We start from the raw sequence: 26,778 nt of genomic DNA, 5'->3' as shown, positions 1-26,778 counted from the left end.
GCTGGGGGTTTTTTCTTGTCCATAGCTAGAAGCTCTTTAGAACCCCTCGCATAGCAAGGGGTTTTCAAAAGATACAAAAATTACCCTCTTAAGAAATCATTCTTAAAGAGGGTTTCTACCTTTTATCTAAATAAACTTAGTAATGCTCCCATCTGCCTTAACATATTTACTCCGTTCGTAATCGTACCAGCATGCCCCATAATCGTATTTAAATGATTTGGCAAATTCCCTACTCTAGAAGGTTGATATTGTTGATTGGGAGAATAGGAAGGATGTATCATCCTACCTCGAAAAGGAGGTCCAAAATATTGTCTATTGCTTGGCGGATATGGTCCTCTTCTAAAATTTGGCTGAAAATATGGCATTGATTCACCCCCTATCAGAAAGCTTCTAACTAGTATATGTACTTATTACATTGATAAACTAGACTTTTGAAGAAGTACTTAAAAATAATATATATGTCTTACCTCCAAAAATATGGAATTCTAGCGTTTCGACTTACGCCGTGATATTTTGAAGGAACCATACTAGTTTCATTCTCATACTATATGAAAAAAGAAGGTGGTTTTCATTCAAGGTTCTAATTATCTCAAATTTTTAGCAAAATTTGGTGTCGGAGGCGCACATCCTGGCGGTATTAATCTGTCAAAGGAACTATTTAAAACAGAGAGCATTCAGCAAACCTCACATATTTTAGATGTTGGATGCGGTACAGGGCAAACGGCTGCCTATTTGGCTGCTCACTTTCAAGCAAATGTAACAGGAATAGATATCAATCCCATCATGATAGAAAAAGCTCGCCGAAGAATGAAAAAAGCACGTTTACCTGTCAACATCATACAAGGCTCTATTGTGCAAACTTCATTTCCAAATGAGTCATTTGACTTGATACTCGCTGAATCGGTTCTTGCTTTTGTTAATCAACAACTTGCCTTGCAAGAGATTTATCGTTTATTGAAGAAGGATGGCCGCTTCATTGCCATTGAATTTACCATTCCCGAACTACTTCCCTCTCAACTAGCAGATGATATTCAACAATTTTACGGATTTGATGCTCTTCTTATGAAAAAGGATTGGATCGCCTTGCTACAGCAGGCTGGTTTTCATAAAATTCGCATCCAAAAAAACAAATCTATCTCATCAAAGCCTGAATTTTATTTTTCCAAAGATATTGAATCAGAGCTATATGATATAATGGATCAACATATTGCCATGAACGTAAAATACGAAAAAATTTTGGGCTATCGTATTTACTCCTGCACAAAATAATCGCATTTCGCCAGCATCCAAAGCGTTGCTGGTTTTTTGTTTCATCTTTATGACAGGTGTCATAAAGATCCTTTGACTGCTGTGAATAGGTTTTTTCTTGACGTTTTCTTATCATTAAACGTAAGAAAACAAAGAAAGAGTGATTGAACATATGCAAACACAACAAAGACTTCCCTTTATTGATATGTTAAGAGGTTTCGCTGTCTTAGGAACTCTTGGCACGAATATTTGGATTTTTGCCTATCTTGGTGATTTATCGTATATCACAACGAGTAACTATAGTGGTTGGTGGTCCTTGAACGATTTTTTACGAATGGTGGTATTATTTTTAGTCAATGGTAAGTTACTGGGACTGTTAACAATTATGTTTGGTGTAGGCTTACAACTAAAATATCAGCAAGCCTTGCGAAAAGGAAAAGCTTGGCCTGGCGTGTATCTTTGGACAATAGTCTTTTTAGGATTGGAAGGGCTACTTCATTACACACTTGTCATGGAGTATGATATTTTAATGAGCTATGCCGTAACAGCTCTCATCGTTGCCTTTATTATCAGATTAGGCGACAAAGCAATGAAATGGGCTTTCTATCTTTTTGGTAGCTTTCACGTCCTCATGATTCTGCTTATTTTTATAAGCTCATTACAAGGGGCTTTTGTTGCCTTAAATGGTATGGAAACAGTTGCTGCACTGTATGAAAATGGCACATGGCTAGCGCAAGTACAGCATCGCCTGACAAACTTTTTGTTTTATCGCACGGAAGCTATTTTTATTATCCCCATGAATGTCTTTTTATTTATACTTGGCGTAAAGTTCATGCGTAACGAAGTTTTTTCACAAACAGACATAGGACATCAGGCTCGACAAAAGCTTTTCAAAATCGGTGTATTCATTGGTATCCCTTTAAATTTACTTATTTTTATTCCTGGGGGACTTTTTGATTTTCCTGTTCGTTATTTATGTGCGCCGATTCTATCGATTGGCTATATTGGAATTTTAGGTAAGCTGGTAGAATATAAGAGGCTAGATTGGCTTTGGCACCGCTTTGCAGATGTCGGCAAAATGTCTTTGAGCTGTTATGTCCTACAAAACGTGCTTGCATCTATTATTTTTTATGGCTGGGGGCTTGGCCTTGGTGGACAATTAAATAGCATTCTTATTATTAGCATTTGGCTGGCTCTATCTTGCCTACAACTGGCTCTAGCTTCATTTTGGCAGAAGCAATTTCATATTGGCCCAATGGAATGGATTCGAAAAAAAACCATTCAAGCCATGACACAGCATTAAGCAACAAAGGATGGTGTAAGCAATAAAAATTTATCCCCGAGAGCAAGTAAAACATTATTTAATCATCGATACCGTTTCCTTGATTATCCTGATAACGATGGTTTTATGGTCAGATTCAAACGTCCCCCTCGCGGCTAAAATAGCTATCTTAGGCCTGTACTTAGGTGCATTCTATATAGCTTTATGGCATCAAGATTGGAAGCTACTTTTTGCGTCACTTGTAGGATTCGTTGTAATTAGCATCTTGGGCATTTACGAGGACATCTTCATGCTTATCTTCGGATTTACCTTTGCCGATTTATTAGGAAGAGCCAAATCTAAATGGCATATCGCTAGTGGTATGCTTGGCATTGCAGTCATGTTTTTAGTCGTCATGAGGATGACCACAGATTCCTTATTACCCGTTGAATCACAGGTACTAGCACCGATGATGATTATTCAATTGGTATTTCCTGTCCTTATTTATTTTGTAGAAAAGTCCAAGAACCTACAATCCGAATTGGCTGATATCAATACCCAGCTCGTTCAACAAGAGGAAAGACAGCGTATTGCCCGAGATCTCCATGACACAATTGGGCACACGCTAACGATGATTAAAGTTAAAACCGAACTTACTACAAAACTTATTGATCGAGATCCTACAAGCGTTAAGCAAGAACTAAATGATATATTAGCCACAACACGTACAGCCTTAAAACAAGTACGTGAGCTAGTATCTGATATGAATTTCGCTTCTTTACATACAGAATTGCTGCACTGCCAGCAGCTTTTACAAAGTGCGAATATTACTACGACTATTAACAATCAATGCCCTAAAATGGTTCTTTCAAGTGTAGAGGAAACAATGTTAGCATTATGTGTACGCGAGGCTACCACCAATATGCTGAAGCATAGCCAGGCACAAAACTGCCAGTTCACGATACAATGTCAAAATGGACAATATTCGCTTGCTATCATAGACGATGGGATTGGCTTTCAGCATAAGGGACTCGGCAATGGCATCCATTCGATGAAAGAAAGAATGCATGTTCTTCAAGGTGATACCATTATTGAAAGTAATAAACCTGCAGGTACCTGCGTTACATTCAACATACCAATTCAAGATGGAAAGGAGCCTCCAACATGATACGCGTATTACTAGCAGAGGATCAGCAAATGTTACGTGGTGCCTTAACATCTCTGTTGTCATTTGAGCCTGACATTGAAGTAATAGCAGAGGTTTCAGATGGTCAAAAAGCATGGGACTACATACAACAGGAGCTACCAGATGTTTGCCTAGTGGATATTGAAATGCCTAATCTGTCAGGATTAGAGCTTGCTGAAAAAATTAAACAGGCCAACTTGCCCTGCAAAGTGATGATTGTCACAACCTTTGCACGCCCTGGCTATTTACAAAAAGCAATGGATTGCGAGGTACACGGCTATCTATTGAAGGATGAACCAATTGATTATTTAATTGCTACTATTCGAAAAATCATGCAGGGGGAAAAGGTTGTTAGCAAGGATTTAGCCGCTACCTTGTTTATGAAGGAGCAAAACCCTTTAAATGAACGAGAAATTGCGGTACTACAGCTTGTGAAGGAAGGATTGACTACAAATGAAATTAGTAAACAATTATTTTTAACAAAGGGCACCATTCGTAATTATTTATCGACCTCTATTCAAAAGCTTCAAGTTGAATCTAGACAGCAAGCTGCTCAAGTTGCTAGTGAGAAAGGCTGGCTATAAAATCTCGCCACAGCTGTGACGAGATTTTTACTATTAGTGATTACTTTCCTTGTAAGACCGCTGTAGCCCAGTTGTTTAATGGTACAACCGTGTAATTTACATTTGCCTTTAATGTGCCTCCATTGGCAATATCAAAGATGCCTACAGCCCCTTTACGTTGATTTGATAAGGTACAATACCCGTTTTTCAACGATAGGTGTTTTTATTTGTCTCCTTTTTTTAGGTCAGTACCTACTCTACAGTTTTCAAAGCATATGATTGTTTTTTATACCGCACCTGCTGCGATGAGGATATTTTCAATCTCTTTGAATCCTTGCTTTTTCGCATGCTGTAATGGTGTCACATTATTATTATCTGGAATATTCACATTAGCACCATGGTCAATTAATAATTGAACTACAGTTTGCTGTGTTGGGTTTCCATTATTTAGAACAATTGCCTCCATCAGTGCTGTCCATCCCAAACGATTAACATGGTTGATGTCAATAGTCGTATTGTTCAATAATTCCTCTATGACCTCGACATGACCATGCTCTGCTGCCGGAATTAATGCAGTTCCCCCATACCTATTCAAAATCGTAGGATCTGCATTAGCTTGAATCGTCAGCTTTAAAATTTCAAGATAGCCTTCTGCACCTGCATCCATTAATAATTTTGCTGCTTCGACATCCTGATTGTATGTGGCAATCATTAATGCTGTTCGTTTTTTTGAATCCTGAGCATTGATATCTACCTTTTGAGCCAAAGCATTTTGAAGCGCATCCAAATCCCCTTTTTCTACTGCTTGAAACAATTCACTAGCCCAATCTGTAGCCATCTCCTCGCTCCCTCTTTTATTAATTTTTAGAGCCTCTGTTTCGTTTGAGGTACATCCTTGAAGTATAAATGATAATGCTATCATAACTGCCTGTATTTTCTTCAATTGTCATACACCACCTCACTGTTATGATGTTGTCATACTATTCTTAGTGTAAGTGGTAATGTTAAATAATCCATTAACCCTTTCTTAAAAAAGTCTAAAAATTTGTCAAAAAAATAGCTCGCCACCTCGACGAGATATTCTTTGGTTAAACATTTAAGCGGTAACCTGCGCCCCACACTGTTTCCAAAAACTTCGGCTGTGCTGGATCACGTTCAATTTTTTCACGTAGCTTTCGAATATGCACAGTAACGGTTGAAACATCCGCAGCTGATTCATAACCCCAGTTTCTTTCATATAACTGCTCTTTACTTAATACTTGATTTGGATGTTTGACAAAAAACACGAGCAAATCAAATTCTTTTGTAGTAAAGGCAATTTCTTTACCATTCACGAAGACCTTTCTGGCAGATGTATCGATTGTAATGCCATGGATGGACAGCATATGGTTCGTTTGCTGGTTTGTGGCTAGACGCTCATATCTTGATAAATGTGCCTTGACCCTTGCCACAAGCTCACTTGGACTAAATGGCTTTGTAATATAATCATCTGCTCCTAAACCAAGCCCTCTGATCTTATCAATATCCTCTTTTTTAGCCGAAACAAATAATATTGGGATGTTGTTCACTGCACGAATCTGTTTACAAATTTCAAAGCCATTCATCCCAGGAAGCATAATATCCAAAATAATTAAATCATAATCACCCTGTAATGCCTGCTGTAGTCCATCATCTCCATTATGTTGAATGTCTACTGTAAAATCATTAATCTCTAGATAATCACGTTGGAGCTCCGCTATGCTCACTTCATCTTCAATTAACAGTATTTTTTTCATAATCTCTCACCCTCTCCTCAGCCTTTTTCAGTGAAATGAAAATGCTGGTGCCCTTTATTAATTCGCTCTCCGCCCAAATATCGCCATCCATTTCAAGGACGATTTGTTTCGCAATGGCTAACCCTAAGCCACTTCCTCCTGTTTGTGAATTTCGAGAGGGCTCCGCACGGTAAAAACGATCAAAAATATGAGGTAAAGCCTTAGGGTCTATTCCTGTACCATTATCTGTTACTTGTATAATCGCATCATCTACTCGCTCATGCAGGGAAATAATGATTTGCTTATATGATTTATCCATATATTTTTCGCTATTGCTTAATAAATTCGACAGTACACGTCTTAATTTATCACGGTCAGCCATCGCAAAAAGAGGTGAACCTGCTGAAATATATTGTATATGAATGTCTCTTGCAATAAAGTCAAAGCTAGCATCCTCTACATAATCAAGCATGTATTGATGAAGATTCACACTTTCCACTTGAAAAGGAATCTTCTTTAGGTCCAATTTAGAAAATAAGAAGAGCTCATCAATTAATACATCCATATCCTTTGCTTTTGTATAGATAGTTGTTAAATATTTATCCATTTTTTCTTCTGTATTCGCCACGCCATCTTTAATACCCTCCACATAGCCAATAATAGAAGTCATCGGCGTTTTTAAATCATGGGAAATATTTGATAATAATTCTTTACGATTTTCTTCATATTGAAGCTGAAGTTGAACAGATTCTTTTAGCTTTACTCTCATTTCCTCAAATGATCGATTGAGCTGACCAATTTCATCAGTCGAACGGGAAGTAATATCAAAATTTAAATCCCCAGACTTAATCCGTTCAGCACCTTCCTTTAAAGCTATGATAGGATTAATAATACTTCTGGATACTAAATAATTTAACAAGCCAATTATCATCATAAATAATAGAAATAAAATACCTAAAAGAATAGGTAAAAGCTCTCGTGTTAATTCCGCATGAGAACTAACCTCTCTCAAAACAAAAATACTCCCCTCTGTTTTATCAGGAAAATAAAAATCGAACTTAACGTACGTATAAAATGCTTGATTAATCAGTATCGTATCACGTGAATTAATATTGGTCGCTTCAAAACCAGGTAAACTTTTAAGCAATATTTTCTCATGATCTTTCTGTGATGCATAAACAATTTGATGATCTTTTCGCACAACGATTTCAATAGATGATGCATTTATTTTTTGTAGCTGCTCGATGTCTAATAACTGCTGGGGATTATTTTTTGCCAGTAGTTTTAAATCTAAAAAAGCATTTTCTTCTACCGTCGTCAAAGGTTTTTGCACATACGATTTTTTGTAAAAATGCTCAATTGCTTTCACATCACCTGTTATCGCAAAGGAAAAAAGAAAAACCGATGCCAATAAGAGCGTGATAGCAATAATAATAACCCCTACATAAGATAGCAAAAACCTCGTTTTAATGGACATATGCATTCCCCCAATAAGCTGAAACTATTAGCAATGTATCATACAAATCTTAAAACTTTATAAAATCGTGCTGAAAAATCTATAAACAATTTTTCAGTATCAATATAGTATTCCCGCTCATATTAACGAAATAAACACGAAAAAAAGATACGGCACTTTCTTTGTTGTGCCGTATCGATATTGATTTTATTTAATTTCTTCTGTTCTTAATTTTTTCTTTGTTTGCCAGCCTAAGATGATGAATTCAATCAACACCACAGCAATCAATGAAGCGCCAAATAATGGCATTAAAATTCCTAAAAGTATGAGGAAAATGACAAAAGGCATCGAAATTTTATGAGAAATTTGTGGTGGCGCAGATAGCTCACCTTTTTTCTTACGTAAAATCCAAGTGCGAATTCCCCACGCAATCACTGCTAAAAAGGCTAGACAGACAACAAGGTTTAATAGCTTATTTGGCCAGCCAAACAAGTGACCTTCATGTAAAGGAATTCCCCATGTAAAGAACTTGGCCAACATACCATAATCCTCATAGTTAACTTGGTCAATAAACTTGCCGCTATATTGATCAAAATACATAGTTGCTTCTTCTATAGGCTTAACATCGAGTCCTGTTACACCAGAGTTACTAGCCTTTGCCACTGTATATACCCCTTCTCCGTTTGATGGATAAATAATCGAATATGGCTTGGCGATACTCATGGCAGTAATTTCTTTTTCAAGATTAGCAATAGAAATTTGGTTGTCGTTTGTATAACGGACAGCGCCACCACCATGATGCTGAGCATGTTCACCCTCAGATGCTGGTGCTTCTAATTGACGAGTTGCCCATGGAATTTCAGACACATCAGATGTTGGTGGCTTTTGTTGTAATAATGGGTAACCGAAAGTTGGATTTTCTGACGCTATATCTGCAAGGATCGAACCTTGAAAAGCAGACCATAGTAGCCCTGTTGAAATAAACATCACCATTGGTATCGTAATGATTGTCCCAACAAGTGCATGGTATCTCTTACTTTTTTGTCGTTTATTTTCCGACTTTCGCCTTTTCAATAAATTCCCTTTAAAGGTCATATAAAGTCCAGACAGTAATAAAAAGATCGTCCAGCATGCCGCTAGTTCTACTAAATAATTAACAAAAGTACCACCAATAAATAAAGAGCTATGCGTATTTCTCATAATATTAGAAAATGTATAATTGGCATCCTGACTACCAACCATTTGATGATGATTATCTAAAAATACGTATTTCTCTTCTTTTCCATTTGATAATGTTAAACGAGTATTATAAGGTTCCTCTAACATAATCACTTTAGTAGTGGAGAATCCTGCAAATGCCGCTTCAGCGTTTTCAACGGCTTCATCAATTGTTAAAGCCTCTTCTTTATGACTGTTGCCAAAGAAGTAATCATCATATAACTGATTCTCAACATCTGTGAAAAATAAATAGCCAATTCCACTCAATGTTAATGATAGAAGTAATGGCGTAATAAAAAGTGCTGCGAAAAAATGCAGCCGCCAAAATCTTGTATAAAGTAAATTTTTCATAATTAATCTCCTATCTCACTATTTATAGCAGATTAATTATATAAATAAAAAGTGAAATATGAGTGAAGTACTAAAGGCAGTTTTATGACAAACAAATGTATTCCCATTGGTATTATGTTATTTAGAACAACAAAATGACTACCTCTAACAGCAAGGTAGCCAAAAACATTCTATCCTAGTAATTCTTTCATAACATTGGCATATGCTGCTATAATAGACTGCTCATGTGCACCATCATGGCCAAGATATTGTTCAACAAGCTCCTTTAGTGGTTTTGCAGCATAAGGCTCTTGCATAATTTCAAATTTTAATAAGCTTTCATAGTATTCAACGACTTGTGGATTCATGTGGACCACTCCTTTAATTTTTTACATAAAAAAACATCTTTCCCTTATCAGAAAGATGTCTACTATGACAAATACACGACATAGAACAGTGATTGCCATGGTGAAAAAAGCTTTCTATTAGACATAAAAGCTACCAGTTTAGCAATCATCGTACTATGAGCGTGCAGGAGAATTTCTCTAGTCACACTCAACACCCCCTATCCTCGTAGGTTTTTTGGTTGTACTAGATAAAGGCAGGTCTCCTGGCTTCTCATCAACACGCCTCACAGCCTTCCCAGTTTCCCAGTGGCTTTTGTGATTTGCTCCGAATTACAGTTGCGGGACAGCGTCGGATTCCCACCGAACTTCCCTTTTAAACAAATCGAAAAATCCGATTTGTACCTCTATCTTATTATTCCGTTTTTATTATTATACCATAAAGATTTGTGTGCACAGTCACAATCCAGATAGAATAATTGTATTCCTTGTAACTTGTTAGATTATATCTTTTTTCACCATTAAGTATCTTCCAATCCGTTCATATTCTCCCTTCCTGTGTTGAAGTGAGTTAAAAACAAACTTTTTTTGATTTTAAGACTATGTTACCATATGAGGGAATATATGTTTTGGGAGGAATACATATGAAATGTAATAAAATCGGAATATTACTATTAATAAATTTACTCATTATCTTAGTTTTATCTGCTTGTAGTAAAGAAAATGATACAGGTTTCGATGATCAATTTATTGCTGATTTAAAAGACTATATACAAGTAGAATGGGAATATAAAAACATAGAAGAGAATAATATTATTAGTTTGATTAATTTACATGAGTCACAATCTCACTCATTTCTAAATTCTAGTGATGAAATAAAAGAAACGCTTGCACAACAGCAAGTATTCTATGAAGATGCAACAAATTATTCAGATATTAAAATAGATTTCAATCCTAAAACAAGCTCGCCAGAAGAAAAAGAAATCTATGATGCGATAGATGATTTTAAAACCAAAAAACTCTATCATTACACTCCAACTACCAATTTAGTCGATACAATTAATCAAGTTCCTATACAAAATGCTAAAGAAGAGTATGAAAATTCTTTACGTCAACTAGATAAATCATGGGATCATATTAAATCTCTTTCAGAAAAGTATAATTTGAATCTTTTTGGAGGTGAAGAATGAACGATTTTTTATTTATTCAAAGAAGCTTCGTGTTACCTAATATAGGGCTACTTCATTGCCTTACGCGTAATCTATTTCAAATTTAAACTTTAAGTCTAGCTGACTAGCTTGGTGATTGCATACAAGAAAAAAACGTCCGAAATTTTACTATTTTGGACGTTTTCCATTAAAAATCTCATAAACTATACATAAAAACAGTATATTGTAAATATTTTACATTAAATATATTTGCATTCCATTTATGTTTAATATAACCTATGTATATAGACATCCTTTTACAAGGAGTCAATACAAATAAGAGGAGTGCATTAAACATGGCAAAAAAAATTAAGAAAAACAAAAATGAAGAGGCTGTAGCTGAGAAAAAAACAAAGAAAAAAGCTGACAAAAAGAAACTTGAGAAAAAGTTAGCGAAGAAAAAAGCTGAGAAAAAAGTAGAAAAGAAAGCTGCTAACAAAAAAGATAAAAAGAAAAGCAGTAAGAAAGCAGCCTAACAAAAAAAGTAGCTGGAGAAAACGAATGGTTATTCTCCAGCTACCTTTATTGGTGTAAACAAGAAATCACTACATATCTCTGTTTGACTATCACACTCATTCAGCCAGTTATAGAAAGGTACTGGACGCTCTTTATAAAGAGTTCTTCTGTATATAATGAATTTTACCAGGCGTATTATTCAAACGCTCTTCAGTCTTGTTAACCCCCCCTACCAATACAGCTCCTTTGATATTTCTAGCAAAGTTTTATTATTTTTCCTTTTATTCATAAATACTTTCCCCATCGAGTATTATATTCCGTAGTCTAATTTTAAGGAGGACCCTATTTACAAGTGAAGTAATTCCTAAGGGAAATAGTCATATACATGTACTTATGACTAATACTGATTTTTTAGATCATCATCATGAGGTTGCAATAGAAACAGGCCCTGCTATCCGCGTTAGCGATGATAAACATGTACACTTTGTCAAAGGTACTACTACACTTGATGATGGGCATGTACATCAACTAGAATTTGCTACATTAATTCAAAAGCCTCTCGTATAAAAGGTATAAAAAAGCTGATTTTCTGTATGTTCAGAAACCGGCTTTTTAGTTTCTCTTATTCAATTACAATTACCCTCCACCAGATGGAAACCTAATCGAAGATTCCAACTACTATGTTCTAGTAATAAAAAAGCCCATGCTCAAATTAATTGAGTACCTGGGCATTTTTAGAGAATCAACCTATACAACTTCTTAACAAACGGTAAATTTATGATTGAATTCAACAGGTACCATACTTATTTTAATTACTTTTTATCATTATTTCGCTGCTGAATCGTAATAAACAACCCAATTAAACGGTCAGTCGTCATTGGGGATGCACAATTTCCAAAAGGCTTTATCAAAAACAAATTTAAATACAACATTGAGAGCTTACCGAAATTCAATCTAATATTATTAAAATTAGGCTGTTTTCTCAAAGGTTGTTGCTATTAAAACAAAAAGGCAGTTGAAATTCAGATATCAACCAAACTTTTAACTGCCAAATTAAATATTAGATTTTTATCAGTACCCATTAAATATTCCAGTGTTGTTTTTTCCATCATCTTTTTTTAGTGAACTGCCTCTTTATTTGTTCTGTTCCTCTAAAAACTAAAGACTATTAAGGACTAGTAGGAGGCGTAAGTCCGAAAAGAACAGGAGTTATTACAGTACTACCAGCGCCAAGGCGGACTTGTTGAACTTGTAGTACTTTTACTGTAAGATCCAGAACAATCTTTTCACGCAATGTGCTGAATGTACCTTCGGGTGCTGCCATAATTGGTGAAAAATCAAGTTCAAAGAAGTTTGCAGCGACTAATTCGCCAAATGGTTGTTCATTGTATTTAACGAGATTTTGGAAGAAAGCCTTATCCAATCGAGCATCCAATTGAGTTCTCTCATTCAGGAAGTTCGCTTCGGCAAACTCGGAAATGCCTAAGATTGGAGTAGGGCCTCCAGCTGTTTGTGGGAAAAAAAGTTCTGTAAAACCAGAAAACGGAACGTCTGCAATTCTATCTTGTAGTGCTCCACTACAAGCCGCTGAAGCATATTCTATATTTTTGCGAATATGCCCTGCTACAAACAATTTAGCTCTTGTTACCCTAAAAAAGTCTGTGTTAGCAATACGTGCAAATCTAACCGGTACTAATTTAACTTGATTTAGGAATACATTTTTTTTCACTCTTTTGATTTCAGTTGCTGCAGGACTAAGCGTAATATCCGATTCCACAACAATTTGAAGTGTTGGTTCTGCAAGTACAACTGGAATTTTAATAGTTGGAGCTGTAACCGGTGTAGCGGCTAGTGGAGTAACCTCACTATTTAATGGTACTAGTTCAGTTGAAGTTACTGGACAAGGTGGTATTTGATTTTGATTTTCTGATTGACCACTCAAAAAAATTCCCTCTTTTCATTTTTTAGTATTAGAGAGCGCTCTCTATATTGCTAAAATATGTAGCAATCAAATCTATGTATGGACGTGTATACTAGTTTTTTCTGATTTTAAAAATGAGATTTTGAGCTAAGAGATAAGAATGAGCACAAAATGCTAGGTATTCACCATTTTTAGCCCATTATTTTTAACTTATTTCCAAACTGACTCACTAACTGAGCATCCCCATCTTACTCCTACATATTTTTTATTAGGATGAATATCTCCTTAATTTTCTACAACTATACATATTATAGATTGTAGAAAATTAAGGAGATATTTCATGAGATACTACGGAAATATCGGAAATTACAACAACAATTGTTATTATGGAGGCTATAACGGTGGTAGCTATGGTGTATTTATATTGCACTGCCTGGGATAGATGCTATTGTTCTATTATATTTTGATAAAATCTTCACCAATTTATCAGCAGACATGGATCGCTTGTTTGCCTCATGGCTGCTTTGGGCATATGCTTTGATTTTGCTCACTGGATTTGCAAAAAATTCATCTTTATTCCAAGTTAAAAGGGTTTATTAGCTCTTTTTATTGTCAAGTTTTAGAATTGAATGAGCTTGAATAGCCTGCGTCCTTAAAAGGAAGAGGTGGATTTTGGCTGCAAGCAGAAAATATGGAGGTATATGTTGGAACAGAGGAAGGGTTTTAATCGATTCACTACTAAGTCTCATATTGCCTACCATTTTGGAAAGCTAGTTTAACAGCGCATTCCATCGAAATAATTGAGTCCATTCCAATCCCTAATTTTGAGCGCTCTAAATTTAGGGATCCCTTCAGTAATTGGGTGGAAATCATTCAACAAATATAAACCTTTAGAGCAGCCATTATGCAGCATTTGGCTGCTTTCTATATGATGCTGTCAATCGATTCTAAATTAAAACAAATACATCCTATTGAAACATTTGTAATGAAACTGTAAATTCCGGGGATGAAGCCTTTTATACCAAGCAATTAGGTCAATTTCCAGCAACGCGTGGTAACATTTACCTTGAAGAAGCCTTACTTTTTCATGCTACGATTAATTCCAATGGCGAGCCAAAATAGGATTAATCCTAACATTAGCTTCAGGAGGTAACTAACAACATGAACAAACGTAAACGATTTTTAAGTACTACATTAGCATTGTCAATAGGTTTTACCACATTAGGAATGGTACAGCCAGCTATTCAGCCAATAGAGGTAGAAGCTGCAACTATTAATAATTTCAACAATCAACAGGCTGTTGCCGCAAAGGCAGAGCAACTAATTCAAACTGGTAAAAGTTTAATTGGAAAGGCAACATACAGCAATACGGTATACAAGCCTACATATCCATATAAATTTTCCTGCGCTTCATTTTTGATGTACATTTTCGAGAAAAATGGTGTCGATCTTGCAACTTACAATGAAGATTATATGATGAAGCAAGGAACATATGTAGCTAAAAATCAACTACAAAAAGGTGATTTATTATTCTTTAAAAGTAAAAAAACTGGCACAGATCCTGACCATGTAGGCATGTATATTGGAAACAATAAAATTATTCATATGGCTGATTCTAAACAGAACATCGTAATTTCTGATTTAAGCAGTAAGCCATATTATACTGAAAATTATGTAACAGCCCGTAGAGTATTACCTACTTTACTTTCCGCTAACCCAGCAACAAAGGGTGATAAAATTGTCGAAAACGCTTATAGCTATAAAGATAAAGTGACGATGAGTTCTACGATTAATGAACAAAATCTGCGTTTTACAGGCCCTGGATTTGTCGAGTATGTTTATCGTAAAAGTGGTGTAAAACTTGGTACAACAAATTTAAAAGAGCAAATGAAATTAGGATCTACAGTTTCACGTGCAAATTTAAAGAAGGGCGATTTGGTATTCTTTAATAGTACTCCGGGATCTCAAACACCTTCAATGGTGGGCATATATGCAGGAGATCATCGTATAATGATTCCAAATTCAAATGGAATTATTACTAGAGTATTGTTTGTCGATTATTATGATAAACATTATATTACAGCGAAACGTGTTTTTTCAAAATAGCACAAATTTAATTGAATGGAAAGCTGATTATAACGAAGCTTGAATTCTTCACCGCACCAATTATAGCGGAAAGGAAATTACAACAAGGTTTGGGCATAACAAATTTTATAACAACACGTTGCATACTATAGAATAATTAGAAAAAGAAGTATTCCTCCTTGAGGGTACTTCTTTTTCATAGTATTGAATGAATTTTCGTTCCAAACTACTAGAAATCTTAAATCCTTGTGTTATGCGAGGATTTTTATTTTGTCGAATACATAAGGAAATTTTTGTTTTGAGGGTAGGATTGCTGAATTGATGAGATTATATGCACAATTGACTAGTATTTATGCTGGATAGAAGACTACTTATAATAGAATGACTGTCATAGGTTGTAAGTAGTCAAATATTTAAGGCTTAACTTGTCATATTGAAGTGAATATGAATAATGTTCTGTGGCAAGATATCGCTGTGATAGCAACAACATGTTAGCTTCATTCATTCCTCTTTCGCATAGAAAATATTTAATGCTATAACTTTATTAAATATTCATTGCTTAGGCTTCGTTTTGACATAGTTGTATTTCTAGCTTTTATTTTTCTTTCAATTGATTGGCAAACTCTATCATTGATCGACTAGACATTGGTCCCTTTATTAATACAATCGTTTCAGAATCAAGTTGCGGTTTTAGTACATCTAAAACACCCACTACATCTTTAAATATATGAACATCTGCCTTTGTGCCTTCCTTTGTCGCTTGCTTTGCGATATGCTCTGCTCGACTACCAATGGTAATAAGCATATGAATATCTCTTTTTGCAACCAACGAGCCAATTTCTCGATGATACTTTTCTTCAAACCTACCTAATCGTTTAATATCTCCTAAAATAAGAATGACTTTCTTTCCTTTACCTATTGTATCTAATACCTTTAAGGCTGCTTCAACAGAAGTTGGGTTATTTGTCCATGTATCATCCACTATTGTACTTTCTCCCATACCCGTTGAAAATTCTAGATGTCTGGCCATTGGTTTAAATGTCCTTAAACCAGCGATGGCTGTATTAATGGATAATCCCATTTCCTTAGCTGCAGCAATAGCCGCTAATGCATTGTATATTTGGTGCTCTCCATAGCCAGGTACAAATACATTATACTGTGCATCTGACACCTGCAGTACAAACTTCATACCATTTCTCATAAAATGCATGGAAGTGCATTGATAGTCTGCCTGTTTGTGTACACCAACGGTAATGATTTTCCCTTTGAAAGTATGCAAGGGAATTTTTTTGGTGTTTTCATCATCTGCATTAATAATTAATGTGCCACCTTCTGAAATGCCTTCTAATATTTCCGCTTTTGCTTTTATATAGCCTTCAAGGTCTTTACATCCATCAAGATGATGGACACCAATATTTGTAATAATACCAATGGTAGGCTGATAGATCATACATTGATGCTTAATATTCCCTGTATTCCCTAAGCCCAATTCAAAAACTGCTGCTTGTGTTGATTTATCGATCCCTGTTAAATATGGTAGGGATTGGCGTGGTTCATTTTTACTGCTGACAGAAGCTTGAACATTCCATTCTCTACTAGCTATATGCTTAATCATTTCTTTCGTTGTTGTTTTTCCACAGGTACCCGTCAAAGCAACCACTGGTATTTGAAATAAATTTCGATAATATTCAATGAATTTCCAATATGCCTGCACAATGCTTTTCACTTGGATAACAGTGGTATTAGCTAATGCATTGTTTAATTCTGCTGAGGCTTTATCTGAAATGACTAGTGCCGGACCTTTATGATCTATCTCCTGCCAATTGATAGTATCTCCTCTGCTTACAAACATCAGCGTATGACTTTGAGTCAAATCATGCCGATTATAATAAATCGCCTGCTTCACAGACCATTGTTCAGAACCGCACAATAGATCCCCTTGCAGTACCTTCCTCAGGTCTTTTACATTTATTTGTTGCAAATTTACTCTGCCCCCTTTCTTTGAAATACACCGCCTCAACTAGTGAAACAAACAAATTCATTAACATATAGTAATTTCATCAATAGAATTGATAGTCAAACTATTCAGGTGGTAATCCTTTCTTTCTTTTTAGATCTGCTGCCAAATTAGAAACCTGCTTACTATACATATCTCCCTTAATAAGAATAATCGTATTCTCATCCACAATATCTTGTAATAATTTATAGGCAAGTAAACTATTTTTAAATGTATATACTGGCGAACTAAATCCTAAGTCAATGGCATGATCTGCCATAATTTTAGCATGCTCTCCAATAGTAATGAGGACATCTACACCAATTTGATAAATCAATTCTCCTGCCTGCTCATGAATGATATATCCCCATGCGCCTAAATCGGTAATTGTTCCAATGACTGCAATCTTTTGCTTGCCCTCACCGAGCGCCTGTAAAACCTTTAAAGCTGCCTCCAATGAAGTCGTTGTTATACTCCAAGTGTCATCTAAAAGCATGGAATGATTAATGCCTTCAAATAACTGAAGCTGCTTATTCAGATGCCGAAAGGATTGCAGTTGTTTCGCTGCCATTGGAATTGTCATACCCATTTCACAAACAGCTGCAATTGCTTCTAATGCATTATATACTTGATGCTCACCATATCCTGGTACAAAAATCGCAAAGCTCTTGTTGTTGTGAATAATAGTAAATAGCATGCCATTATGGTGATAGCGAATATTGATAGCTCTAAAATCACAAGATTTATGCTTTCCTATTTTAATAATTTTGCCATGAAATCTTGAAAAATCTATTTTTTGAGTGTTGTTATCCTCAGCATTAATAATTAATGTGCCTTTTGGATGAACAATATCTAACATTTCTCCCTTTGCCTGAATATAGCCCTCCAACGTTTTACAATAATTTAAATGATGTGCCCCAATATTTGTGATAATACCAATTTTCGGCTTAAAATATCTACCTGCCTTTGTTACATCTCCTGGTTCCCCAACGGCAGTCTCAAAAACAGCCGCCTCTGTTTCCTCATCAATGCTTAGTAAATACTGTAAAGATGCTGTTCTAGAATTACTGCTTAAGGTTGTAGCAGATACTTTTTTCTCTGCTGAAAGTATATGTTTAATCATCTCTTTTGTTGTGGTCTTACCAGAAGTACCTGTAATTGCTACTATCGGAATATTAAATTGATCTCGATAAAAGTTTACAAATTTCCAATAAGCTTCATCTGCATCTGCTACTTTTATAGTAATAATCTGCTTAGGAATCTCATTATGACTGTACGACCAATCTGTAACTAGCACTAGTGGATAAAGTGGCTCAAGACTTTTCCAATTGACAATACGTTTATTTGTAAAAAGAGCAGTATTTGGTTTTTTCACTTGCTTAAGCCGATAAGCCCCGTGCTGAATCAATGTTTCCTCGGACCCTTGCACTAAATCGCCTGCAGTTATCACTGTTAAGTTCTTCACCGTAAGAGGCTTCATATCAATTTCCCTCCTTTCCATACTAGTATATGTCAGGTCATAAAAGTTGCTTGGATGTAGTCAAGATACATAACTAGAGGAAAACTATTTCTTTGCATATATATAAATGTGATTAAGTATCTAAGTACCACTAGAAGGAGTGATATATCTGAAAACGATTATATTTATCGGTACAAACAAATCCGGGTCCAGTCGTGAAGCCACAAGAGCAGCAGAAGAAATGGGTTATTTTACTGTACTTTTTACAAACAATGAAAAGCAATTACAGCAGAGAAGAGCCTATCCAGATATCCATAAAATGATTCTTATTGATACGTCAAATATAGAAGACATGAAGGATGAAATTTATCAATTAAAAAAATCTGGATTAGAGATAAAAACGATTGTTAGCTTTGTCGATCCTTATGTCCATATTGCCTCCACCTTATGCGATGAATTTTGTGACAACTATACATCTTCGACTGCCATTGAAATGATGGAGGATAAAGAAAAAACTAGAAATTATTTAAAAAATCAACCCTATTCGCCAAAGTTCCTTCTTATCAAACCACATGAATCCGTTGAGACAGACCTAGAATTCCCGCTCATTGTCAAATCTCCAAAATCAACTGGCTCAAAAGATGTTTTATTAGCCAAAGATTCAAGTCAACTTAACGATCACCTCCGTTATCTTCGAAATAAGAATTCAGGAGAAACCATTATGATTGAAGAATATATTGATGGTCCTCAATATTTAGTAGAGGCAATTGTCTATAAGCGACAGCCTCATATAATCGGTATTATTGAGCAAGAGATAACTCAGGGTAAACGTTTCATCATCACAGGCTATGGTGTTCTTGTAAATGCTCCTCCAGAAATACAAGCGGGTCTTGAAGAAGTACTTCAATCCATTGTTAAAACATTTGACATTGAAAATGGTGCGCTGCATTTAGAGCTTCGCTTAACAAAAAACGGTTGGAAGCTTATTGAGATTAATCCGAGAATTTCCGGTGGCGCTATGAATAATATGATTTTTGCAGCATTTGGCTTTAATTTAGTGAAAGAAACACTAAAGCTATTCTTAGGGGAGCCTCCAAATATTCACCCAAGACATAAAAAATCTGTCTATACGAAATATGTCATTGTTGAAAGTAAAGGCATTTTAGAGAGAGTTATTGGTAGAACTAGGGCATCTAAATCATCAGGTGTTGTAGATGTCTATGTGAAACCAAGAAGAGGAACATTGCTAACCCCTCCTCTATCCATGGGTCATCGCTATGCATATGTTATCGCAGAAGGCGCAACCTTAGCTGAGGCTAAAAACAACGCTGTAAATGCAGCCAAGGAAATAAAATTCATCTTAAAGGTCGCGTAAAAAACTGTGGGGATACATTATCCCTCACCGTTTAGTAATAAGAATGTGCAGTTAAATAGTAAAAATATCCCGGGTAATTGTCCTTTTATCATTGGACAATTACTCGGGCTTTTTTACGCCTTATAGTTTTCATCTAAAAATTTAACTGTTTCAAACATATTCGTTTTACTAGCACCTTTAACTAAAATGGTATCATGTGGTTTGATTATTTTCTCTAACAGTGCATGCAACTCTTCTTTATTAAGAAAATGATAAACCTTCGCTGGGTCCATTCCATTTGCCTTCGCAGCAGCGCCCATCTCCTCTGTTCTAAAACCATATGTGATAAAAAGATCTATATCCTGCTCATAAACATATTCACCCAACTTACGATACTCCTCTTCTCGCAAATCCCCTAATTCCCGCATTTGACCAATGATAGCAATTTTCCGTTTCTCTGCAATATTAGTAAGAACATCAATCGCCGCACGTACACCCTGAGGATGAGAATGGACTGTATCATCAATAACAGTGATGTTATCACGACAATTATAAATCGTTAGTCGTCTAGGCGGTTTTTTGAAATTCAGCCCTGCTTGAATATCAGCTGGACTAAAACCTAAACTATCCGCAACAGCGATTGCATTCAGGGCATTATAAACATGATGTTCTCCTAAAATAGGAATATACATTGTCATTTCCTGTCCCTGCAGATTTATTTTAAAGGTCATTCCAACATCCTTATATTGAATATCATAGGCTTTATAGTCTGCGAGACGATGAATACCAACAGTTATAATTTTCCCATTAAATTGTTGGGTTTCCAAAAACTTAGAGTTATCATCGTCCTTATTCAAAATCAGTAACCCACTTTGATCCATTCCGTGTATTAATTCAGATTTTGCCCTTGCCACTCCCTTAATATCTCCATCAAAATTACCAACATGCGCTAATCCAATATTTGTAATAATACTAATATTCGGTTGAATAATACTACAGTGGTTGGTAATGATGCCTGGGTAAGCCATTCCATATTCTAACACTACCGCCTTATGAGAAGCATTAATTTCCTCTGCATGTTTTTTGGTATGCTCAGTCGTATTCCAATAATCTTTTGACTCAAAAATATTCCATTTCTTCGATAATATAGAGCCTAGAAATGCTTTAGATGTTGTTTTCCCTGCACTTCCTGTAATCGCAATAATCGGTTTCTGCTGCTCATTAGGTTGTGGTTGTGGTTGTGGTTGCGGTTGCGGTTGCGGTTGCGGTTGCGGTTGCGGTTGCGGTTGCGGTTGCGGTTGCGGTTGTGGTTGCGGTTGTGGTTTTTGTTGTCTAATTACTTTTTTCACTTGTTTTTGATTTTTGGCAAGATACATCGCATATCGAATAGAATTAATTACAACATCTAGTTCTAAATAAAAAGCAGGAGGACAACCTGGTCGCCAATTTACTTCATACATCCAAATTTTTTGTTGCTCATCTAAACCCACATCAATACCAATTTCATCAATAACCTCCCCAAATTGCACCATCTGAATTTCATCTAGATGCTGAGCTAATGTTAAGGAGAAATGCTCTAACATACGTCGAATATCATAGGCTTCTTCCTTAAACTCCTGCTCTAAGAAAGGATCTAAATAATTCGTAAAACCTCCATTGTTGATATTCGGAATAATCGAACCAGGTGGTGCTATTCTCGGATAGACTGTTGTGATAACCCATTTACCCTCGCCATTTTTTTGCACGTGAAGACGGAAATCATAAACCTGACCTGCCTTCGTTTTAGATTGGATATAAGGCTGCATGATAAAGGTTCCTGTAGCAAGTTGCCCTTTAATTAATTCATCTAGCTGGTGCTTTGTATATATCCGATTTTCACTATCCTTCCTTACCTCAAAATTCGAATTACCTGCTTTCGTTATAAAATAAATTCCTTTTCCCTTGCGACCGTCTATCGGCTTAAATACGACTTTTTTATAGTAAGTAACAAACTTATGAAATAATTCAGCGTTCTTTACAATCTCTGTTGGAATTAAATATTTATCAAATTCCTTTGCTTCCTTAAGACGCTTCATTACGTTCCATTTATTCCCTATAGAATTTGTTGTAAATGGGATTTCATTTTTCAGTTTCTCAATAATTCCCTTCGAAACCGATAATTTTTCTGGACTACCTGCATTATAAATTACATCTGGGAAAGGCATTATTCTCTCGAGCCATTCACCATTTTCATATACCTTTCCTCTTATGGATCGTTTATTAAAATCTACACTTTTTGGTGTAAAATAAAAAAATTGAGCCCCTTCTGCTTTTGCAACGGCTGCATATGCATATGACTTAATAACGGTTGTTGGGTCTAGACGATGATGCAACATTCCGATAATTGTCATTTATCTCTTCCTTTCATATGATTCTCTCTTTAATAAATTCAGCCAATGCAATGTGCATATAGACAGATGCTCTACCTATCACATGATTAGTAGTTTTAATTTCATTACCATTTCGGTTCAATGATGAATTTTCCCTTTAGCATGTCAGGTTTTAATAATTGGATAGCTGATATACCACTTAACTCAATGGATTTTTCAGTAGCTGTTTTTTCTAGCCGCACAACATCCGCTATTAAATTTGTATCTTTTCCTTCATAATCATAGGCTCGCAACAATGAAACCGTCCCCCGACATCGCTCGATATCAACAGCCTCTATACGGAAATACTCTGTTTCAAACTGCTTAACAGTATCCATTAATCGTAAATGTGAGCCATTATGAGTTATGAGAAAGAAGGGAATCGTATCACTTCCAACAATTTTCACAAGCAATTGACCAAAGTATTTAGAATGAAAATCCTTCATGATATCCTGTAGATCCTTAATATCATTTAGTGCTTCACATAGAAAATGATTTCTTCTTTTTTCATGATTCAATTTTCTCCAGCCCCTCCCACGGCTTTTTGAGCCATCTGTAACATCGAAGCCATAACAAATGATTCAACCCCTCTCGATATAATATGTAGAATGTAGGAATATGACGACTTTTTTTGTATTGTAAAACTCGAACTTAATGTAGAAAACGATTGCAGGGGCAAAAGACACTGCTTGACTATGTCGTTTTTGGCTTCTTTTCAACAACACTCCTATCCCTTTTAATTAAAGTAAAGAAGGCTCTGACAAAAAAAATGTATATAAAGAATTAATTGAATATACCACGTGCCATAGCTGTTATAGCTATTCATATATTTTACATCCCTAAGCATTAAATGAATTTTTACATTGTTGTTTACCTTTTTCCAAATGAAACGTTATCTAATTAGGAGGGTTGATATGAATGAGGAATTTGGTATTCAATTACATGAAAAATTAAAAGCAGTATACTTTACACTGCTCAAAATGGGCGCTAATAAGCAAGATGCTGAGGATATATTGCAGGAGACAGCTTATCAATTCATCAAATACATAGACGGGATTGATGCAAATTTTGCGGAAGCTTGGCTTTACCGTGTAGCAATAAACAAATATTATGATGCCTTACGAAAGAATAAGCATGCGAACAACTATGTACTCACGTTTAACTTGCAGGATTTATTAGATGAACAAACACCTGAATTGTATGTTTTACAAAAAGAACTACAAAGTACCATTCAACAAACCTTAGGCATGCTTCAGCCTAAAGAAATGGAGTTATTAATATTAAAATATAGCGCTGAATTAACATTAAATGAAATCGCTATTCTTTTTAAAACGACAGATAAAAGCATTAAAACTCAGCTTGCCCGAGCACGCAAAAAATTTAATGAGATTTTCGAAAGGACTGGTAATTATGGAGAAAATATCAATTATTAATAACGATGAATCATTTCAACATTTAGTGAAGAGCGCTAAAAGAAAATCGGTAAAACGGATTATTATTGTTTCAATAAGTGTTTTTATAAGTATTGTTCTTATCTTATGGGGACTAATTGCCATGGGACAATATATTATGTATAAGGAAATGGATAAGCAATCTTTGCAGAATTATACTAACAGCCTATTTACAGGCGCAAATATTCAAACAAATAGTACTAACTACGATCATTTTTTCTTAGCAGGTACGACAAAATCCAATCAGTTTAAGGATATTAATGGTCATCAAATAAAATGGGGTACCATTGAACATTTTTATACAATTTTAGGAACAAAAGCATACATTGAAAATAATAACTATCTAAACGGATACAATAATAATTATCGAGTATTTCAATTTTATCCCTACACAGAGCCTAAAATTGAAAACGATCTGTCTTATTTAAAAACTTTACCACCCTTCTACAATGTAGAAGTTGCTGTCTCTTTCACACAAGAGGTAACGTTTGAAGAGATGATTAAACAATTCCCAACTGCGCAATGGGCATGGATTATTCAAAATGGACTATTTGAATCTATCGAGGAAGAAAAAGAACATGCAGAAGAAATGAAAAAAGAAATGCCTACTTATATACCCAAAAATTATGGTTTAGTAGATGGTGATTCAGCGTATGGCTTTCACATCTTAAACGATCAACCATTTCAGTCCGCGCAAAATTTTTTAGATGAAGTAGCTACGTATGGTAACGATGAACAAGAAGCACTTGCTATTTTAAAAGAGAGAATAAAAGAGAGAGGTGAAGATGCAACAGGATTAAGTTTTCCATACCATGAAAAAGTATACGAAGCAGAGATTTTAAATAAGACTATTGGTGACGCAGATGCACATTCTCTAAAGGTTAGTGGTGCCGTCTTAACAGGTACAATTGAAAACATCCTCCCCTATTTAGAAAAGGATGTTGTACACCATATAAGTGTAGGTGTAATTCTACCATACTAAGGAGGTACAGGTTATGAGAATGTTTAGTTATCTAATTATACTTTTTGTTTTAATAGTATTTCCCTATTTTATTATTCATCATCAGCTACCAAGTCGATTCATACAAATGACTGCTCTCTTTGTAATTATGCATTTAATAGCACTGCTTATTGTACATATAGTGCTTCCTTACTCACGTAAAATAATCAGCTTTTATCACACCGTTTTTTCAAGTGTTTTATTCGCACCAATCTTCTACTGTAGTCAAGTGATATTTGATCAATCAATTGAAAATATCCGCAGATTTTATAGCGTTATTCCAACTAGCTATGTCATCTTATTATTAACAGTTATATTTGCTATTAATTTTTATAAGTTTAAAGATTCTTCCAAATAGAAAAAAACGTCCATTCATTTGGGCGTTTTCTTGTTGAGACACTATGGTGTTGTTTGTTGTTGATCTCCACGATTTAGCAGAATGACGCCCCCAATAATCAAGACAATTCCTATAGCTGAGTATAGATTAAATAAATCTCCCCATATAACGATTCCCACAATTACTGTAAGTGCGGTTCCTACCCCAGACCATATCGCATATGCCAGACTCAGTGGTAATGTTCTCAAGCACAGTGATAACGAGAAAAACGAAAGCCCATATCCGAATGCAACCGCTATTGATGGACCTAAAATTGTAAATGCCTCTGAAAGTTTAAGCATTGTTGTCGCAAATACCTCACTAATAATCGATAACGTTAAAAACAGATAACCTCTCAATTGTTTATTCCTCCTTAATGACCGCCACCAGCAAGATTAAGAACAATTACACCAATAATAATAAATAACATTCCATAAAATTTTTTTCGATTCATTAATTCCTTATAGAAGATTACACCAACGATGGCTGTTAGTGCCGTTCCCACTCCAGCCCATATCGCATATGCAGTACCAATGGCTAAGGATTGCAATGTTAGGGAAAGAAAATAAAAAGCTGTACCATATCCAACTACGACACCGATAGACGGTAGTATACGTTTAAAGCCATCTGTTTGTTTTAACATTGAGCTGGCAAAAACCTCTGAGATGATTGCAATAAATAGAAAACCAAAAGTATTCATGTTTGATTGTCCCTCCTAACCCACTGTTTTAAAGATAGCCTCTGTTATACCTTATTTATTCCGTAAATAAAAGACCCAAGGAGCATTCTACTCTTAGGGTCTCTATGATTCCTCATCCTCTACATATTCTAGAATATCTCCTGGTTGACATCCCAGTGCTCTACAGATTGCATTTAATGTAGAGAAACGCACGGCACGAACCTTTCCCGTTTTTAAATTGGATAGATTGACAATCGACACATCTACTTTTTCTGCTAGCTCACTTAGCTGCATTTTCCGATCAGCAAGCATTCGGTCTAATCGAATAATTATTGTCATTTTTTCACTTCCTAAGCTGTTGCATCATATTCATCTTGTAAAAACGCTCCATATCGGAATACACGTGCAATCGTCCAAATGACTAATCCACATAGTAGAAGTGTCCAATTAACGCCAGTAAATTGATAAGCCACCCCTTTGATTAATCCCGTATCGACCAGCAATTCCGCTAACTTAAATTGTTCAAAAATGGTATAGGCTACATACGTACGGAATGCACTGACTGTTAAGCTTAAAAAAACGATAGCATAAGCAATCCATTCCATTTTTCTACTATTTGTACCTGAAAAAATAATTCCTTTACTTAAGTTACTTAACACATTTCTGACTTGCACAACGATAAATAATAATAGAGCTATGTATATTGTAGCAGTAAATAGTAATCTCAAGACAATCAATTTGGAAAATTGAAAATCATCTGCTACTTTATTGGCTAATACGATTTCCAAGCCCTCAAAGTTAATAGACGCAGCAATCTGCCCATGTACCAGTATATTATTTACTTCCTTTTCCGTCACTACAATTACTGCTACCAAAAGAACACCTATCATTGTTAGCGCAAAAATCATCAGAACCATAATAATGGTGAAAATTGTACGTAATCCTTTTGTTAACAATCGAAATTCCTTACTTTGGATTGTTTGCTCCATAATAAAGCATCCCCTTTCTTATTATTTAGTATACAT

28 protein-coding genes, 1 pseudogene and 1 riboswitch are annotated in these 26,778 nt (G+C 35.4%); of the genes and pseudogenes, 13 read left to right on the top strand and 16 right to left on the bottom strand.

What is annotated here, in order from left to right:
- Positions 1-122 precede the first annotated feature (122 nt).
- Positions 123-365 (bottom strand): hypothetical protein, encoded by a 243-nt coding sequence (locus tag AC1RNS_RS20225; protein ID WP_492995280.1) that lies wholly within the window; start codon positions 363-365, stop codon positions 123-125.
- 196 nt (positions 366-561) lie between these two features.
- Between AC1RNS_RS20225 and AC1RNS_RS20220 the strand changes: the two genes are divergently transcribed.
- The 4 genes from AC1RNS_RS20220 (at position 562) to AC1RNS_RS20205 (ending at position 4,279) form a co-directional block, all read left to right on the top strand.
- Complete coding sequence (locus AC1RNS_RS20220; RefSeq protein WP_492995279.1) at positions 562-1,269, top strand: class I SAM-dependent methyltransferase; 708 nt, start codon at positions 562-564, stop codon at positions 1,267-1,269.
- Positions 1,270-1,420: 151 nt separating this feature from the next.
- The gene (locus AC1RNS_RS20215; protein WP_492995277.1) at positions 1,421-2,551 is read left to right on the top strand and encodes a DUF418 domain-containing protein; all 1,131 of its coding nucleotides are present in this window, start codon (positions 1,421-1,423) and stop codon (positions 2,549-2,551) included.
- A 268-nt stretch (positions 2,552-2,819) separates the two neighbouring features.
- Positions 2,820-3,677 (top strand): sensor histidine kinase, encoded by an 858-nt coding sequence (locus AC1RNS_RS20210; protein ID WP_492995275.1) that lies wholly within the window; start codon positions 2,820-2,822, stop codon positions 3,675-3,677.
- A complete protein-coding gene (locus AC1RNS_RS20205; RefSeq protein WP_427546013.1) occupies positions 3,674-4,279 on the top strand; it encodes a response regulator transcription factor in 606 nt (201 codons plus the stop codon). Before AC1RNS_RS20210 ends, AC1RNS_RS20205 begins: the two co-directional genes overlap by 4 nt.
- 40 nt (positions 4,280-4,319) lie before the next feature.
- Here AC1RNS_RS20205 and AC1RNS_RS20200 read toward each other — a convergent pair whose 3' ends face one another.
- From AC1RNS_RS20200 to AC1RNS_RS20175, 6 genes are all read right to left on the bottom strand, one after another.
- On the bottom strand, positions 4,320-4,469 hold the full coding sequence (locus AC1RNS_RS20200; RefSeq protein ID WP_492995273.1) for a hypothetical protein: 150 nt from the start codon (positions 4,467-4,469) through the stop codon (positions 4,320-4,322).
- Between the two features lie 75 nt (positions 4,470-4,544).
- Entirely contained in the window at positions 4,545-5,201 is a 657-nt protein-coding gene (locus tag AC1RNS_RS20195; RefSeq protein WP_492995271.1) for an ankyrin repeat domain-containing protein, read from the bottom strand.
- Positions 5,202-5,346: 145 nt separating this feature from the next.
- A complete protein-coding gene (locus AC1RNS_RS20190; RefSeq protein ID WP_492995269.1) occupies positions 5,347-6,033 on the bottom strand; it encodes a response regulator transcription factor in 687 nt (228 codons plus the stop codon).
- Entirely contained in the window at positions 6,011-7,489 is a 1,479-nt protein-coding gene (locus tag AC1RNS_RS20185) for a sensor histidine kinase (RefSeq protein WP_492995268.1), read from the bottom strand. The genes AC1RNS_RS20190 and AC1RNS_RS20185 overlap by 23 nt, the downstream gene beginning before the upstream one ends.
- Positions 7,490-7,675: 186 nt before the next feature.
- Complete coding sequence (locus AC1RNS_RS20180; protein ID WP_492995266.1) at positions 7,676-9,037, bottom strand: PepSY-associated TM helix domain-containing protein; 1,362 nt, start codon at positions 9,035-9,037, stop codon at positions 7,676-7,678.
- Positions 9,038-9,207: 170 nt separating this feature from the next.
- The gene (locus AC1RNS_RS20175) at positions 9,208-9,384 is read right to left on the bottom strand and encodes a hypothetical protein (RefSeq protein ID WP_492995264.1); all 177 of its coding nucleotides are present in this window, start codon (positions 9,382-9,384) and stop codon (positions 9,208-9,210) included.
- 215 nt (positions 9,385-9,599) lie between these two features.
- A riboswitch (cobalamin riboswitch) is annotated at positions 9,600-9,784 on the bottom strand.
- Between the two features lie 220 nt (positions 9,785-10,004).
- Between AC1RNS_RS20175 and AC1RNS_RS20170 the strand changes: the two genes are divergently transcribed.
- From AC1RNS_RS20170 to AC1RNS_RS20160, 3 genes and pseudogenes are all read left to right on the top strand, one after another.
- Positions 10,005-10,550, top strand: a complete 546-nt coding sequence (locus AC1RNS_RS20170) for a hypothetical protein (RefSeq protein ID WP_492995263.1) — start codon at positions 10,005-10,007, stop codon at positions 10,548-10,550.
- A gap of 314 nt (positions 10,551-10,864) precedes the next feature.
- Entirely contained in the window at positions 10,865-11,044 is a 180-nt protein-coding gene (locus AC1RNS_RS20165; protein ID WP_492995261.1) for a hypothetical protein, read from the top strand.
- A 328-nt stretch (positions 11,045-11,372) separates the two neighbouring features.
- A pseudogene (locus tag AC1RNS_RS20160) lies at positions 11,373-11,591 on the top strand (YmaF family protein); the annotation flags it as partial.
- 601 nt (positions 11,592-12,192) lie between these two features.
- Here AC1RNS_RS20160 and AC1RNS_RS20155 read toward each other — a convergent pair.
- Positions 12,193-12,966, bottom strand: a complete 774-nt coding sequence (locus tag AC1RNS_RS20155) for a CsxC family protein (RefSeq protein WP_492995260.1) — start codon at positions 12,964-12,966, stop codon at positions 12,193-12,195.
- 396 nt (positions 12,967-13,362) lie between these two features.
- On the opposite strand from AC1RNS_RS20155, the gene AC1RNS_RS20150 reads away from it, so the two are divergent.
- Together AC1RNS_RS20150 and AC1RNS_RS20145 are read left to right on the top strand one after the other, a co-directional pair.
- Positions 13,363-13,545, top strand: coding sequence for a DUF5367 family protein (locus tag AC1RNS_RS20150; RefSeq protein WP_492995287.1), 183 nt, complete (start codon positions 13,363-13,365; stop codon positions 13,543-13,545).
- 561 nt (positions 13,546-14,106) lie between these two features.
- Positions 14,107-15,051, top strand: coding sequence for an NlpC/P60 family protein (locus AC1RNS_RS20145; protein ID WP_492995259.1), 945 nt, complete (start codon positions 14,107-14,109; stop codon positions 15,049-15,051).
- Between the two features lie 574 nt (positions 15,052-15,625).
- Here the strand turns inward: AC1RNS_RS20145 and AC1RNS_RS20140 are convergent.
- Together AC1RNS_RS20140 and AC1RNS_RS20135 are read right to left on the bottom strand one after the other, a co-directional pair.
- Complete coding sequence (locus tag AC1RNS_RS20140) at positions 15,626-17,011, bottom strand: Mur ligase family protein (protein ID WP_492995258.1); 1,386 nt, start codon at positions 17,009-17,011, stop codon at positions 15,626-15,628.
- Positions 17,012-17,111: 100 nt separating this feature from the next.
- Entirely contained in the window at positions 17,112-18,506 is a 1,395-nt protein-coding gene (locus AC1RNS_RS20135; protein WP_492995256.1) for a Mur ligase family protein, read from the bottom strand.
- 148 nt (positions 18,507-18,654) lie between these two features.
- Here AC1RNS_RS20135 and AC1RNS_RS20130 point away from each other — a divergent pair, with 148 nt between their 5' ends.
- Entirely contained in the window at positions 18,655-19,860 is a 1,206-nt protein-coding gene (locus AC1RNS_RS20130) for an ATP-grasp domain-containing protein (protein ID WP_492447384.1), read from the top strand.
- A gap of 113 nt (positions 19,861-19,973) precedes the next feature.
- Here AC1RNS_RS20130 and AC1RNS_RS20125 read toward each other — a convergent pair whose 3' ends face one another.
- Both AC1RNS_RS20125 and AC1RNS_RS20120 read right to left on the bottom strand, forming a co-directional pair.
- Positions 19,974-22,229: a YheC/YheD family protein gene (locus AC1RNS_RS20125; RefSeq protein WP_492995254.1), complete on the bottom strand. Its 2,256-nt coding sequence runs from the start codon at positions 22,227-22,229 to the stop codon at positions 19,974-19,976.
- A 104-nt stretch (positions 22,230-22,333) separates the two neighbouring features.
- Positions 22,334-22,765: a hypothetical protein gene (locus AC1RNS_RS20120; protein WP_492995252.1), complete on the bottom strand. Its 432-nt coding sequence runs from the start codon at positions 22,763-22,765 to the stop codon at positions 22,334-22,336.
- Between the two features lie 396 nt (positions 22,766-23,161).
- Between AC1RNS_RS20120 and AC1RNS_RS20115 the strand changes: the two genes are divergently transcribed.
- Genes AC1RNS_RS20115 through AC1RNS_RS20105 form a run of 3 tightly spaced genes read left to right on the top strand, consistent with a single transcriptional unit; the run spans position 23,162 to position 25,056 of the window.
- Positions 23,162-23,680, top strand: a complete 519-nt coding sequence (locus tag AC1RNS_RS20115) for an RNA polymerase sigma factor (protein WP_492995251.1) — start codon at positions 23,162-23,164, stop codon at positions 23,678-23,680.
- Positions 23,658-24,680 (top strand): anti sigma factor C-terminal domain-containing protein, encoded by a 1,023-nt coding sequence (locus tag AC1RNS_RS20110; RefSeq protein WP_492995249.1) that lies wholly within the window; start codon positions 23,658-23,660, stop codon positions 24,678-24,680. Before AC1RNS_RS20115 ends, AC1RNS_RS20110 begins: the two co-directional genes overlap by 23 nt.
- A gap of 13 nt (positions 24,681-24,693) precedes the next feature.
- A complete protein-coding gene (locus tag AC1RNS_RS20105) occupies positions 24,694-25,056 on the top strand; it encodes a hypothetical protein (RefSeq protein WP_492995247.1) in 363 nt (120 codons plus the stop codon).
- A 41-nt stretch (positions 25,057-25,097) separates the two neighbouring features.
- Here the strand turns inward: AC1RNS_RS20105 and AC1RNS_RS20100 are convergent, their stop codons facing one another.
- The 4 genes from AC1RNS_RS20100 to AC1RNS_RS20085 all read right to left on the bottom strand — a co-directional run bounded on the left by AC1RNS_RS20100 (position 25,098) and on the right by AC1RNS_RS20085 (position 26,742).
- Positions 25,098-25,433 carry a DMT family transporter gene (locus AC1RNS_RS20100; protein WP_492995245.1) on the bottom strand — a complete coding sequence of 112 codons (336 nt, stop codon included), beginning with the start codon at positions 25,431-25,433 and terminating at the stop codon, positions 25,098-25,100.
- A 14-nt stretch (positions 25,434-25,447) separates the two neighbouring features.
- Positions 25,448-25,774 (bottom strand): DMT family transporter, encoded by a 327-nt coding sequence (locus AC1RNS_RS20095; RefSeq protein ID WP_492995243.1) that lies wholly within the window; start codon positions 25,772-25,774, stop codon positions 25,448-25,450.
- 102 nt (positions 25,775-25,876) lie between these two features.
- Positions 25,877-26,092, bottom strand: a complete 216-nt coding sequence (locus AC1RNS_RS20090) for a helix-turn-helix domain-containing protein (protein WP_492995241.1) — start codon at positions 26,090-26,092, stop codon at positions 25,877-25,879.
- Between the two features lie 11 nt (positions 26,093-26,103).
- The gene (locus AC1RNS_RS20085; RefSeq protein ID WP_492995239.1) at positions 26,104-26,742 is read right to left on the bottom strand and encodes a DUF2975 domain-containing protein; all 639 of its coding nucleotides are present in this window, start codon (positions 26,740-26,742) and stop codon (positions 26,104-26,106) included.
- Between the last annotated feature and the right edge of the window lie 36 nt (positions 26,743-26,778).

It is taken from the genome of Lysinibacillus sp. GW821-FHT14F06 (assembly GCF_058803665.1).
This window is presented reverse-complemented; position numbering and strand designations above follow the sequence as displayed.